Source organism: Psychrobacter sp. VH5 (assembly GCF_050572635.1).
Classification (GTDB): domain Bacteria; phylum Pseudomonadota; class Gammaproteobacteria; order Pseudomonadales; family Moraxellaceae; genus Psychrobacter; species Psychrobacter celer.
The window spans coordinates 1051286-1064769 of the sequence record NZ_CP192145.1; the positions used below are offsets into that span (position 1 = coordinate 1051286).

Genomic DNA, 13484 nt, shown 5'->3' on the forward strand with positions numbered 1-13484 from the left:
TCATGAATGATATTACGATGAATGATTTGATGGGATTGCTACCTTACGCACCGATCATCGCCGTAGTGATTACGGTGTTGGTGGTGATGATTGCCATCGCGGTAAAACGCTCACATATGGTGACAGGTACTGTTACGGTGGTGGGCTTAAACATTGGGCTATTTACCTTGCTGGCGCAGATAGCGGGTATTGTCAGTAGCGGCGCGGCTGCGCCTAGCGCTGAGCAGTTATTTATCATCGATAATTTTGCTCAGTTTAATATGGTGGTGATTTTTATTTGTGCATTGGCGTGCTGTACGCTGTCTTATGCTTATCTTGCCAACCTAAAAGACAATAAAGATGAGCTGTATCTGCTGATGTTGCTATCGACAATCGGCGCGCTGCTGATGGTTAGTGCTCAGCATTTGGCGGCGTTCTTTATGAGCCTTGAGATGCTATCGATACCGCTATATGGTTTATTGGCCTATACTTATATGCGTAATCGTTCGCTTGAGTCGGGGCTGAAGTATCTGGTGTTATCAGCGACCGCATCGGCCACACTACTGATGGGCATGGCCTTTATCTACGCTGAGGTGGGCGCGCTGGCGTTCAAACCGATCAGCTTGGTATTGGGTAATGTATTTGAGTCGCCACTCTTAATACTTGGGGCGGCGATGATGCTGTTCGGTATTGCCTTTAAACTCTCAGCAGCGCCTTTTCATATGTGGACCCCCGATGTCTATGAGGGTGCACCAGCTCCTATCGCTACGTTTTTGGCGTCTGTCTCAAAAGTGGCGATGATGGCTTTGGCCGTGCGTTTCTTAATCGATACTGCGTTATTGGCGCTGCCGTCTGTAAAGATACTGCTGATGGTGATGGCGACCTTATCGATATTGGTAGGTAACTTACTAGCTGTACGTCAGACCAGTCTCAAGCGCTTATTAGGTTATTCATCCATTGCGCATATGGGTTATGTGCTGATCGTTATTGTTAGTATCGGTACCGCAGCCGATAGCATCTCTAGCATGTATATGGCGGTCTATGCCTTTACCTCTATCGGTGCCTTTGGGGTAGTGACCTTGATGTCGAGTCCTTATCGCTTGGCAGGTGAGGCTGATGAGCTGACTCACTATCAAGGGCTATTTTGGCGTCGTCCCGTGCTGACGGCGGTCATGACCATTATGATGCTGTCACTGGCTGGTATTCCGCTTACCGCAGGCTTTATCACCAAGCTGTTTGCGATATTGGCAGCGGTACAAGGGACCAACTGGTTCTTGGCTGCGATGATTATCCTAGGCAGTGCCATCGGTCTGTTTTATTACTTGCGCGTGTTGCTTACTTTATTTAAACGTCCTAAGCAATTCATCGAGTTTGATGTGGCAGGACAGTGGGGTATTCGCACGGGTGGTATCATGGTCATCGCCGTCACAGCGATTATTTTGTTCTTTGGTATCTTGCCAAACAGTATGATTGAGTGGGCGAGCATGGCACGTATCTGGTAATGTACTGATAGTAATATGCTGATAGATAGGTAGCAAACAAAACGCTACAGTGCGGCAATCTATCGTGCCGCACGTCTGCTGTGATGGTAAACCACCCAAGATGCGCCAGCTTTATGATAAGCTTGGCGCATCTTTTGGTTTGACCCCTTTAAAAACAAATAAACACAACCATCAATAGAAGTATTAAAAGAAAACGACTAATAAAAACGAGAGTGATTAACTATTATGAGTGACAATATTCAGACAGTAACGGTGCTCAGTAAAACCACGTGGACGCCCAGTTTATTTAGCTTTACGGTCAGTCGTCCTGACAGCTTTAAATTTACTGCAGGGCAGTTTGTGCGTTTGGGGGTCAACCCCAGTCGGCTGAAGTATTATCAGCAGCAGGACGAGGCATTAGCAGCATTGGACGAAGACATATTTCGTGCCTACTCAATTGTCTCCTCACCATTTGATGAGGTGTTAGAGTTTTTCTCTATTGTCATTCCTGATGGCGCTTTTACCTCGCAGTTGCAGCACTTAGAAGTGGGTGATGAGCTGCTGCTCAATACCATGCCATTTGGCTTTTTGACGTTGGCTCGCTACCAAAAACCTCTACCCAAAGACTTATGGTTATTGGCGACAGGTACAGGCTTGGCACCTTTCTTGTCGATGCTCCAAGACCTAAAGACATGGGAAGACTACGAGCATATCGTACTGGCCTACAGTGCGCGCTCGGTGGAAGAGCTGGCTTATATTGAGCTAATTGAACGCTTGCAAGCAGACTTTGGCTCGTTGGTGGACAACCCTGCCAAGCTGATTTTTATCCCTATTGTCACCCGCGAGCCCGTCGACGGCGCATTGACGGAGCGCCTGCCAAAGCTACTATTGGACGGTACGCTACAAGAGCGTGCAGGTATTGCGCTGGATGTCGACAGCACCCATGTGATGCTCTGTGGCAACCCTGAGATGGTAGAGGACACCAAAGAAGCCCTAAAGACATTGGGGCTGGTGATGAACCGCCGCGGCGAGGGCAATATCGCGGTAGAAAATTATTGGTAAAAGCTATTGATATATAGTCGATACACTCTAAAAATGTCATAGCGCTACTGGGATGAATTTTGCGCAGCCTCTGGGAACGCAGCACGCAAGTAAAATTTATACCAGTAGCGCGTTTAAATCCATAACAGTTTTACATTCAGCTAACTATATTGATAAAAGCTGCCGTTACAGATGTTTGCTGAAATCTGATAAATAAAAGTTGTATTGCCGCTGTACAAAAACGCCGCTACTTGATAGACGAAAAGTAGCGGCGTTTTAATGGTTTATTACGTACGATTGATAGCCCATGTAGTTGGAGATCAAACCTGACTGGGCTCGGTGGCATCTGCGACAGGGTTGATCGGGCCTTGCATCAGCTCAGGCTCATCGGCATCGCTAATGATATCTTCATTGCTACTGGCGGCCAATAGGTCACGATAGTTGATCTGAGTCTTTAAGATCATCTGCTCTTCTTCAAGCTCGCCATAATTAACTTGTACCTTGTGCAGTGTGCTGATGATTTTTTTGTTCTTTTTTAGCCAGCGATTGATATCGAGGTAGATCACCTCGTCTTTGGCACGAGCGATGTTGATATACGATAAGATAAAGCCGAGTGGGTCTTTTTTGAGGATACGATGATAAAACCAGATAAACAGCTTGATGCCTTGGCGCTTGATAAAAGACTCGCAGCGCAGGTTTAGCACATCGGTATAGGTCTGCTGGCCAAAGACAAAACGCTGCACATTGCGATCGAGCTGTACATGAATCAAGCTAAAGTTACTGGCGACCTCGATATAGATGCCTGAGATATCAATAGTACAGTATAGGCGAAACCAGTCGTCGTGCATCTCAACGCGCAGCTCTAAGATGGCCTTTACATTGTCAGTGACAAACTTTTGCAAGGCATCGTTGACGTATTGCTGCGCCACAGGCAGCGATAGCTCGTTTTCAAACTTATCGGTGGTTTTGTTATAAAGGTTTTTGACAGATTGGGTGAGGCGCTCCCAGCCGTCGCTAAATGACTCATCAAAACGATAGCCAATGTTTTCAAAGTACTCATCAAAACTGTCTGAATTGTTTACGTTATCACTCATGTTATCAAAGTCACTCAAACGTATTATCCTTATAGTGCGCTATTAAAGTATGCACTTCTTGTTGTGTTCCTGCATATTATTGAAAGCAAGCATCCCAATGATAGGGTGTTTGTTTTATAGTATCTCGACTATAGCATTTATAAAGCAGTATATAACAAATATCGTGGCTTCAAAATGAACACAGGCGTTTTATCGTAAATGATTTGTTTGCAGTGTGGATGGCGCGCCTGTTTGGCGGTTGTGCTGGCGACGCAATTCTATGTCATGTTATGATAGCCTCGGCACGGCATGAGTCAACCGCTTAGCGGTGCCTATTCATTGATACATAGATGAGCGGCAGACTTGTGCTGCGACGCTCATACCCTTAAGCTGAGAGCAACTGTGGCCTATATTAAAGACTCACAAAGTTATCATTTTTCAGCGCAAGCCCCTAAGCGCGATAGAAGCCTGCCTATGGCGATCGTCATCGCTGTGAGTGTGCATGTGCTGATTATTTTTGGTATCAGTTTTTCTATGGGGCAAGATCCGGCTGCGATGATGCAGGATGTGGCTAAGGCCTTGACGGACAACATGCAGCCAAATGAGGACGCGCACTTTATCGCCAACGCCTCGCAGGTCGGTGGCGGTACGATAGAAGAGCAGCTCAGGCAAGAAACCGATCAGGTCAGCCCGCTGTCAGCTGAGCAAATGAGCGAGACACAAGATGTGATCAACTTGCAGCGGCAGACCCGTCAGCAGCGCTATCAAGAAAGCTACCTGCGTACCACCTTGAGCTGGCGACAGGCAACCGTCGAGTCTGATAGTGACAGTATGCAAGAGCAAGATGATATCTTGGCGCAAGAAGAGCGTCTGCGCAAACAAATCGCGACATTAGAGGCGCAGCTGTCCCAGCGTCAGCAGATCTATGCGACCAAATCAAAAGTGGTGACGGTCGATAGTAACTCAACGACGCGCGGCGCTGCAGCGGATTATATCAATACGTTTCGTGAGCATGTCGAGCGGGTCGGCAACCTGCATTATCCAGTGCAAGCTCGGGCGCAGGGTATCACCGGCGACGTACGCTTGATGGTGGTTATCAGTAGTGATGGCAATGTCAAAGCCATCCGTTTGCTAGAGAGCTCAGGCTCGACGATATTGGATGAAGCGGCAAAGCAGTCAGTGCGTCAAGCAGCACCCTTTGGCAAATTTACCGAAGACATGAACGATATTGTAGAGCTGCGTTTGATACGCACTTATCAGTACAGCGATACAGTCAATGTGACGTATTAGCGGATGAGGTATCAATAAGCGATACAGCAAATCAAATAAAAGCCGTTTGTCAGCAAAGGCGAACCGGCGCTTAGATATCAATACACTTAAACAAAAAGAGTCAGTATGGAATTTTTAGGTTTTACAGTCGATGTTGCTGCTTTGACCAGTAACGCATTGAGCTTGGTAATCAAAGTGGCTTTTGCCATCGTTATATTTGTGGTCGGGCGCTGGCTGGCCAAAAAGGCCGTTACCTTTGCTCATGGTATTATGCGCCGCAGTCATTTAGATGATACGGTGGCCAGCTTTTTAGGGCGCTTGCTTTATGGCGTATTACTGGTGGTAGTGGTGTTGGCCGCGCTGAGCAAGGTTGGGGTCCAAACGACATCGGTCGTTGCCATACTGGGCGGTGCAGCGGTCGCGATTGGTCTGTCGTTAAAGGATCAGCTATCAAACTTTGCCGCTGGTATCATGATCGTTACTTTTCGCCCCTTTGTGCGCGGTGATTATGTACAGATTAACAGCTACACAGGGACGGTGACCGAGATTACATTGATCAACACCCACCTAACCACGATCAACAACCACGACATCATCATCCCAAATGGCGATATCACCACCTCTGCGGTGACCAATTATACGGCGCTGCCCAATCGCCGCGTCGATATCACGGTTGGGATCGGCTACGATGCCGATATCAAAACTGCCAAAGAGGTGATGCTGAGCTTGGCCAGAAGCAACCCAATGGCCTTTACCGACCCTGAGCCTATCGTACGCGTGACCAATCTGGGCGACAATTCGGTAGATTTGACCCTCAATGTCTGGACGACCAATGCTGATTGGTGGACGATGCAGTGTGATTTGCTTGAGCAATTTAAATACGCTTTAGACGATGAAAAGATTGAGATTCCATTCCCGCAGCGTAGCGTCCATGTCAAAGGCTTGGATCAGATGATTAATCAAATGGGTCAGTCGCAAAAACTGCCCATGACTAAAGACTGATCATACAACTAAAGAATGAGCCCACGACTAAAGACTGAATAATGATTGGTTATTCGGTGCTTGTTCTAAGGGATTGGTTCGGTCAAAAACCATCTCGTCAAATTCAAGTGTTTGGTAGATAGGGGTTTGGTAGGTTGAGACTTGCCAAAATCTCTATCTCAAACCCTTCCATCTCCTCTTGCTCAGCTTGTCCAAGCTCGTGATCAAAGCCTAGTAGATGCAGCATACCATGTACCAGTAAATGACTGATATGCTGCGCGACGCTCTTGTCTTGTTCGGCGGCTTCTCGTTCCACGACTTCATGACAGATGATCAGCTCGCCGAGTGGTAGGGTCGGCATCAAGTCAATAATGGCGACGGGTAAGTCGCTTGGATAGGATAAGATATTGGTCGCATAGTCCTTGCCCCGCGTCTCTAGGTTTAATTCACGACCTTCAGTTTTGTCAGTAATATAGATATCTAGCGCTTTGATTTTGTGCTGCCACGTCTCAAGACTAATATCTGTAAAATAAGGGAGCATAAGACCGTTTTCTATACGTCTATCTATATATTTCAAAGTTGCAGCCATGATTGGCAATAGACGATCTACACTGTAGTAACGACTGATTAACCCCTCATCGATACTATCAGGAGCGCTGACATCAAGCTCAACTTTGTCTAGATTATTTATCTTTAGGGCGTTCATATTATCGTTGTTAGATTGGTTCATAGCGTCACCTTAGGGGGAGATATAGTCGATTCTAAATAAAACAGATACATTGTATGTCAACGTGGAACTGGTATAAATTTTTCTTGCGTGCTGTGCCTACGCCGACAGAGGCTTCGAAAATTTCACTGCGTATTGTCTGAAAAAAAGCCGCCGCCAGTGCCACATTTGAATGTTCAACACGCCCTAATGAAAAGACCAGATCACTATGTTTAGTAATCCGGTCTTTTGGGTTAGACATAACGGTTTAATGACGTTTAGCTACAGTTTAGAGGCTGCATCTGCCACCGCCTGTCTGCGCTCTTGCTCTTTGATGCGCTCAAACTTACGTTTTTCTTGTAGCGCGATTTGCTCTTCATCAAACACATCATAGGCTTCGACGATTTTTTGTACCAACTGATGGCGCACCACATCTTTTGAGTCAAACTTAGTAATATGAATCTCTTCGATACCGCTTAAAATATCCATCGCCTGTGCCAAGCCTGATTTGGTACCGCGTGGCAAGTCGACTTGTGAGATGTCACCGGTGATGACCGCGCGTGAGCCAAAGCCCAGACGCGTCAAAAACATCTTCATTTGCTCAGGTGTGGTGTTTTGCGCCTCATCCAAGATGACAAATGAGTTGTTTAAGGTGCGGCCACGCATATAAGCCAGCGGCGCAATCTCGATGATTTGTCGCTCGATCAATTTGCCGACCTTCTCAAAGCCAAGCATCTCATAGAGGGCATCGTAGAGTGGGCGCAGATAGGGGTCAATCTTTTGTGTGAGATCACCGGGTAAAAACCCAAGCTTCTCCCCAGCTTCTACCGCTGGACGTACCAGCAGTATGCGCTCAATCTCATTGCGCTCTAGCATATCGACCGCGCAGGCCACCGCCAGATACGTTTTGCCGGTACCGGCAGGCCCAATACCAAAGGACACATCGGAGCTGAGCACGTTTTTGACATAGCGCTGCTGGTTGCCCCCGCGCGGGATGATACGGCCTTTGCGCGTGCGCAGGCTAATGGGGGTAAACTCATTTGCCGAATCCAAATCAGCTGTATCGCTCTCATCATCGGCAGACTCTTGCTCATCGTCTGCCATGTCTTCATCGCGGGAGACGCTCGATTGGATAATCAAATGTAGCTCTTCTGCACTGATATCCTTGGTGTTTTGCGCTTCATCGACCAGCTTATAAATGATGCGTTCGCCGCGCTCGACCGCAGTCACATCTCCGCTCAGGCAAAAGTCGCCTTGGCGTTGAATGATCTTGATATCGAGGCGATCTTGTAGGTATTTCATGTGGTTGTTGTATTCACCAAGCACGGTTTTGAGCTGTGCTGGGGTCAATGATTCAAACTTTATACGGCGGCTCATAGAATCAGTCAAGCGATTATCCTTGTGTTGTGTACCCGCTGCTATCGCCTAGTCTGATGAGATCAACATGGAGAGCACTACGGGCTTCAGAGATAAAAAATAAAATGATAAAAAATAAAATGGGTAATAAAAATCGTTTGTCAAAGTGTCTGGGCGGGCAGTGTGTCACGCGCCTTTTAACACGCAGGTGGCGTATCTGCTAGCGATATAGATAACGGTAAATTATTGTTGGCTTTGGGGTTAATGATAAATCAATGTCTTGTCTTCATTATGGTAGATAGTTTTTAAAATTCAAGCCATCGCCTGCCCAGATGGCGGGGTTTTTGTATGTAGATTGCAACCACAGGCTGGTGAGCAAACGGCTGCAAGGGTGAGGTATGCTTTGGCGTAGCTTACCCTCATGTCAGTCTTTTATGATATGACCGCAAACAGGCGAATACACGCTTTGCATACGTGTCAGAGCACAGAAACTCAAGCAAACTGTGGTAATCTAGGGCTTAATAAATAACGCCTGAAAAATAAGAAAGCACACCATTAAAAGCAATATGATTAGGAATAGCATGATGCAAAATACCAATGCAACGTCATCAACTGTCAAAAAAAAAGCAGCAATCACCGACCAGCAAGTGCTGATCGCAGGCGGCGGTCACGTCGGCTTATCTTTTGCCTTGCTATTAGCGCATCACGGCATCAAAAGCACCTTGCTCGAAAAAAACAGCTACCCAACCATCAGCCCGCAAGATGACCGCACGCGCAGTCATTATTTGGACAGTCGCAACACTGCTCTGTCGCGGCGCACCGTACAGATTTATCAAGAGATTGGGCTGTGGGATGAGCTACAAAGCCATGCCTGCCGTATCGATGCGGTACAGATCAGCGAGCAAGGCAGCTTTGGCCGCGCGCAGCTTAAAAAGGAAGAAGAAAAGGTCGAGTCTTTTGGGCAAGTGATGGAAAACGCTTGGCTGGGGCGTAAGCTACTACTGGCCGCGCAGCAGGAGTCGCTGATTAGTATCATTGATAATGCCAACGTCATCGCTGTCGAGCAGCAGCCTGATGGCGTGACGCTCAGCTTTAGCTACTACGGCGAAGAAGAGCACGAGCAGCAGCTGCAGGCCAGTCTACTGGTCGCTTGCGATGGTCGCGACTCTACTGTGCGCCAGTTATTGGACATTGGCACGACGACGTATGACTATCAGCAGACCGCCATCGTCGGAGTGGTAGAGACGGATAAGCCGCACAACCATGTCGCCATTGAGCGCTTTAGTCCAGCAGGGCCACTGGCGGTGCTGCCATTGACCGACCCAGAAGGCGATGGCAATAAGGAATATCAACAAGGCTACAGACGCTCGGTGGTTTGGGTCTGCCCAAAAGGCGAAGAGACAAGATACCTAGAAGATGATGCGCATTTTTTGGCGACGTTGCAGGGAGCATTTGGTGAGCGTGCTGGCACGTTTGTCAACGCTGGTCGCCGCGGTGGCTACCCGCTGACGCGCGTACTGGCAGATAAACAAGTCGCTGGCCGCTGCGTCATCATGGGTAATGCCGCCCACACCTTGCATCCCGTGGCAGGTCAAGGCTTTAATCTGTGTATGCGCGATGCTCACGTACTGGCAAAAATGCTGAGTGCGCAAGTGCTGCGAGGCGAGGATATCGGTAGTCCGGCATTGCTCACGCGCTATGAAAAAGTCCGACAAACCGACCAAAAGCGCGTCATTCGCTTTTGTGATGCGGTCGTCCATGGCTTTACCCATCCCAATCCAGCCATCAAACTGGCGCGTAACATGGCACTGGTGGCGTTTGATAAACTGCCCAATATCAAACCGCTGGTGGCAAATTATGCGATGGGCTTAAAATCGTAATACCCATAACTAAAGTGATGCGCTATTTTTAGCCCATTTAGATAATTATCAAGTGAATTGAAGATACGCCCTAACACGTCCTGATATCGAGAGCTAACTTATGACAAACAACCATACACTCATTATCGGCGGCGGTATCGTCGGTGCGACGCTGGCGCTAAAGCTGGCGCAGGCCAAAAAGCCCGTGACCTTAATCGATGCGCGTCCTGCTCGAGATGAGTCTGCATGGCAACAAATGCTTGGCAAGCGCGATGCCCGTGTTTATGCACTGAGCCTCGCCAGTATTGCGCTGTTAAAAGACGTAGGCGCTTGGCAAAAGATAGCGCTATCTGGACGCAAGGCGGATTACTCGCAGATGCAGGTATGGCAGCTAAATGGTATGGGCGAGCTATTATTTGGCGATAGTGAAAGCAGTACGTCAGCGCTGCTTGGCAGTATGGTTGAGCCAGCGGTCATCGAGTATGCCTTGTGGCAGCGTCTGTCTGAGGAGGATGTCAGTGATTATCTGACCGTCATCGCAGGACAAAAAGTCGTCAATATGGACTGGCTAGGTGCGCAGCAGGGCTACCGTGTGACGCTAGCGGACGGCGCTGTTATCGATACGCATCTGCTCGTCGGTGCCGATGGTCGCGGCTCGTTTGTCCGTCAGCAGGCGGCGATTGGGCTGGACACGCTTGATTATAACCAAACCGCGATTTGTTGCGCGATTCAGACTGCCAAGCCCCATCAAGCGACCGCACGCCAAGCCATGCTACCGACCGGGACGCTGGCATTATTGCCCTTAGCGGATATCACTGAGGAAGATAAAGCTACGCCGCAGCATTGGCAGTCCATTGTCTGGACACTGCCGCGCAATGACGCACTGGATTTGCTCGAGGAAGACGAGCGCGTGATCGCTGATAAATTGGCCGCTGCCAGTCACTATGAGCTGGGCGCAATCGAGCAGATAGAGTCCATCGCCAGCTTTCCACTGACCGCGCAGCAAGCGAAGCGTTATGTACAGGACAATTTGGTGCTAATAGGCGATGCCGCCCATGGTGTGCATCCGCTAGCAGGTCAGGGGCTCAATCTTGGTATGCTCGATGTGAAGGCGCTAAGTGAGCAGCTGATGCACGACTATGCGCGTAGCGGCAATAAGCTGTGGGGCAGTAACCAAACCTTGCGTAGCTATGAGCGTCTACGCCGACCGCATAATAGCCTGATGATGCACAGCTTTTCGGCGCTTAATTGGCTGTTTGCAGGCTCGCTTGCGCAGATGCGTCCGATTCAGCAGATTCGCAGCGAAGGCATGTACCGCGTTGGCAAGATAAAACCACTCATGCGATTGTTTGCGAAGCAGGCGAGTGGGGTTTAGGGATGGTTGTGACAATCAAATAATAAGAGTATTTCGATGAAGCATATCTTAATTGATTATGAAAACATTCAACCCAAGAGTTTTGAGGGCATGGATACAAAGGAATGTCATGTATGGTTGTTTTTGGGCATACATCAGCAAAAGAGCTTGCCACTTGGGTTGGTCGAAGCATTACTCGAATTCAACAGTGATAATGTACATATCATCAAGATGCAGCATGCAGGTAAAAACGCTTTAGATTTTTACTTGTCTTTTTATCTTGGCAAGATATCTGAAATCGATGCACAGGCGGATGTGTGTATTTTGGCAAGAGATAGTGGTTACGATATCTTGGTTGAGCATCTCAACACTGTGTATGACGGTATGGCCATCACACGCGCAGGAGATGCCAATCAATTAAGCCTTGCCTATGAGGCAGAGAACACGATAGAGGCTGATATAGAACAAACTCAACTCATCTTTGATACCAGTCAAAAAGAAGTGTTCTATGACGATACTAGCAGCGATGGTCTGATAGATACGAAGACCGCTACAGTACCAATCAGTGAAGAAAAAACGCCTCAATCTATCATTCATGACTGCTATGTTTTGGTGTTCGATAGCATAGTAAATCGCAAGATGTTTTTGCCAAGCTATAAATCAAACCTACTCTCTGCGATGAAGAAATACGCGTTAGCAGAAGCTTTGGTTAAATTTGATGAAGCCGAACAAAACAATATCGTTGAAAAAGTTTTTGATAAATTTATCAAGAAAGGCCTGATAGAGCTCGATAGTAAAAACGAAAAACTCTGCTACAACACAGACAGTCAGGGTGTGCTAAATTTAGTAGCCGAAAAAGTATTACTAAGTAAAGCTAAGACTATGACTGGATTAATCAACGTCATCAAACAAAAACTTGCCAGCTATCGTCAAAAAAACGACGAGTCACAAGTAAACCTAGTTATTACATGGCTAAAAAATCAAGGACTGATAAAGCAAAACAATCAAAAAGTTTGTTATCCAACCTTAGATGATTTATCAGTCCATAAAACAAAAACCAGTGTCAAAAACGTAAGCTCAAAGACGATAGACCAACGTACCGTATACCAATGCGCTATTGCATCTATTAAGGCTCGGCCTGTCAGCTCACGACCTGCAAAAAAATCGAGTTTAATCAATTACCTTAACAGTCATCTGCGCGATGAAGACCCTAAAACAATTGATAATATTGTCAAACAAATGATTGGCAATCAGGTTGTCACGATATCTAGTAACAATAAGCTTAGTTATAATATATAGTCAACTCACCCCAATGCCGAAAACGCCACCATCAGCACCGGCGAGACAATATTAATAATAAAGCCAAAACTAATCGCCAGTGGCACCACTTTTAACCCGCCAGATTGTTGGATAATCGGCAAGGTAAAGTCTAAACTGGTCGCACCGCCAAGGCCGACCGCTGCTGACGGATATTTACGCATAAAGACGGGAATAAATAGCAGCGCAAAAAACTCACGTATCAAGTCATTAAACAGCGCCACGCTGCCCCAAATCGCCCCATAAGCATCGGTCATGACGATGGCCGATAGCGAGTACCAGCCAAATCCAGACGCCAGCGCCAAGCCTTTTGTCCACGATACATCGCTAAACATCAGCGCAAAGACAAGCCCGCCTACCAATATTGAGAGGGTAAAGATAATACTCATCTCCACCCCGCGCTTATTGAGCAGTACTTCTTTAAGCGTAATCCCTGAGCCTTTAAGGCCAATACCGACGAGTAGGATCAAGATCATCAGCAGGACAGTCATGGTGTTTTCAGGCGGTAGATAGCCTTCTGGCAGAAAATGCCCAATCACCATACCGATGACGACGCAAACCACTTGTGCCAAGCTGCCTCTAATACTGACCCGATGTTCTTTAGATTTGGCTACTGGTTTTTTGGCTTGCCAAGGTTTTAGATGATCAAAGAGCATTAGGCTAAATAGCCCCGTACCTATGGTCAATATCGACAATATAATGACATACAAGGCAATCTCACCTATCTGACTGCCCAGCCCTTCCACTTGTGACAGCTCGATACCGATGAGCGCCAAGATAATAAACACCAAGTACGACAAGCCTTTATCCGCAAGCTTGGTCATTTTGGGATTCGAGGGGATGGCAAAGCCAATAAACATTGGCATTAATACCAGGACAAGGGTAATCAGGCTTTGCATAGGGCAGGCTCGCAGCGGTTTTAAACAAGCCGAAGATTGTATCATATTCACTTATAAATACGGCTATCCGCGCATGATATTCATCATAAAATAGAACGATACTGGCCTCGAATAGTACTTTTATATGCTTGGCTTATCTTTACCTGATCAACTTTTGTTGTTACATTAA

The 13484-nt window shown here is 47.3% G+C and carries 11 protein-coding genes; 7 read left to right on the forward strand and 4 right to left on the reverse strand.

The features are described 5' to 3' along the window. Positions 1–2 precede the first annotated feature (2 nt). Positions 3–1481 carry an NADH-quinone oxidoreductase subunit N gene (locus ACNFVB_RS04505; protein ID WP_430738217.1) on the forward strand — a complete coding sequence of 493 codons (1479 nt, stop codon included), beginning with the start codon at positions 3–5 and terminating at the stop codon, positions 1479–1481. 222 nt (positions 1482–1703) lie between these two features. Then, a complete protein-coding gene (locus ACNFVB_RS04510) occupies positions 1704–2522 on the forward strand; it encodes a ferredoxin--NADP reductase (protein WP_430738467.1) in 819 nt (272 codons plus the stop codon). Between the two features lie 299 nt (positions 2523–2821). On the opposite strand, the gene ACNFVB_RS04515 is transcribed toward ACNFVB_RS04510, so the two are convergent. Next, the gene (locus ACNFVB_RS04515) at positions 2822–3595 is read right to left on the reverse strand and encodes a hypothetical protein (protein WP_105246581.1); all 774 of its coding nucleotides are present in this window, start codon (positions 3593–3595) and stop codon (positions 2822–2824) included. A gap of 381 nt (positions 3596–3976) precedes the next feature. Here ACNFVB_RS04515 and ACNFVB_RS04520 point away from each other — a divergent pair, with 381 nt between their 5' ends. Together ACNFVB_RS04520 and ACNFVB_RS04525 are read left to right on the forward strand one after the other, a co-directional pair. Next, a complete protein-coding gene (locus tag ACNFVB_RS04520) occupies positions 3977–4864 on the forward strand; it encodes an energy transducer TonB (RefSeq protein WP_430738218.1) in 888 nt (295 codons plus the stop codon). Between the two features lie 105 nt (positions 4865–4969). Further along, positions 4970–5845 carry a mechanosensitive ion channel family protein gene (locus ACNFVB_RS04525; protein ID WP_430738219.1) on the forward strand — a complete coding sequence of 292 codons (876 nt, stop codon included), beginning with the start codon at positions 4970–4972 and terminating at the stop codon, positions 5843–5845. Positions 5846–5948: 103 nt separating this feature from the next. Here ACNFVB_RS04525 and ybeY read toward each other — a convergent pair whose 3' ends face one another. Beyond that, on the reverse strand, positions 5949–6554 hold the full coding sequence (ybeY, locus tag ACNFVB_RS04530) for an rRNA maturation RNase YbeY (RefSeq protein ID WP_430738220.1): 606 nt from the start codon (positions 6552–6554) through the stop codon (positions 5949–5951). A gap of 258 nt (positions 6555–6812) precedes the next feature. Continuing rightward, on the reverse strand, positions 6813–7907 hold the full coding sequence (locus tag ACNFVB_RS04535) for a PhoH family protein (protein WP_105244971.1): 1095 nt from the start codon (positions 7905–7907) through the stop codon (positions 6813–6815). A gap of 563 nt (positions 7908–8470) precedes the next feature. On the opposite strand from ACNFVB_RS04535, the gene ACNFVB_RS04540 reads away from it, so the two are divergent. The 3 genes from ACNFVB_RS04540 (at position 8471) to ACNFVB_RS04550 (ending at position 12398) form a co-directional block, all read left to right on the forward strand. After that, positions 8471–9766: an FAD-dependent monooxygenase gene (locus ACNFVB_RS04540; protein ID WP_430738468.1), complete on the forward strand. Its 1296-nt coding sequence runs from the start codon at positions 8471–8473 to the stop codon at positions 9764–9766. Positions 9767–9866: 100 nt separating this feature from the next. Next, on the forward strand, positions 9867–11120 hold the full coding sequence (locus ACNFVB_RS04545; RefSeq protein WP_430738221.1) for an FAD-dependent oxidoreductase: 1254 nt from the start codon (positions 9867–9869) through the stop codon (positions 11118–11120). A gap of 36 nt (positions 11121–11156) precedes the next feature. Further along, positions 11157–12398 carry a PIN domain-containing protein gene (locus ACNFVB_RS04550; protein ID WP_430738222.1) on the forward strand — a complete coding sequence of 414 codons (1242 nt, stop codon included), beginning with the start codon at positions 11157–11159 and terminating at the stop codon, positions 12396–12398. A gap of 5 nt (positions 12399–12403) precedes the next feature. On the opposite strand, the gene ACNFVB_RS04555 is transcribed toward ACNFVB_RS04550, so the two are convergent. Continuing rightward, positions 12404–13315 (reverse strand): lysine exporter LysO family protein, encoded by a 912-nt coding sequence (locus tag ACNFVB_RS04555; protein ID WP_430738469.1) that lies wholly within the window; start codon positions 13313–13315, stop codon positions 12404–12406. Between the last annotated feature and the right edge of the window lie 169 nt (positions 13316–13484).

What these genes read in the sequence shown, in the direction of transcription:
- ACNFVB_RS04505 (WP_430738217.1), top strand. Translation starts at nt 3, where the DNA reads ATGAATGATATTACGATGAATGATTTGATGGGATTGCTACCTTACGCA.
- ACNFVB_RS04515 (WP_105246581.1), bottom strand. Translation starts at nt 3,595, where the DNA reads ATGAGTGATAACGTAAACAATTCAGACAGTTTTGATGAGTACTTTGAA.
- ACNFVB_RS04525 (WP_430738219.1), top strand. Translation starts at nt 4,970, where the DNA reads ATGGAATTTTTAGGTTTTACAGTCGATGTTGCTGCTTTGACCAGTAAC.
- ybeY (WP_430738220.1), bottom strand. Translation starts at nt 6,554, where the DNA reads ATGAACCAATCTAACAACGATAATATGAACGCCCTAAAGATAAATAAT.
- ACNFVB_RS04535 (WP_105244971.1), bottom strand. Translation starts at nt 7,907, where the DNA reads ATGAGCCGCCGTATAAAGTTTGAATCATTGACCCCAGCACAGCTCAAA.
- ACNFVB_RS04540 (WP_430738468.1), top strand. Translation starts at nt 8,471, where the DNA reads ATGCAAAATACCAATGCAACGTCATCAACTGTCAAAAAAAAAGCAGCA.
- ACNFVB_RS04545 (WP_430738221.1), top strand. Translation starts at nt 9,867, where the DNA reads ATGACAAACAACCATACACTCATTATCGGCGGCGGTATCGTCGGTGCG.
- ACNFVB_RS04550 (WP_430738222.1), top strand. Translation starts at nt 11,157, where the DNA reads ATGAAGCATATCTTAATTGATTATGAAAACATTCAACCCAAGAGTTTT.
- ACNFVB_RS04555 (WP_430738469.1), bottom strand. Translation starts at nt 13,315, where the DNA reads ATGCAAAGCCTGATTACCCTTGTCCTGGTATTAATGCCAATGTTTATT.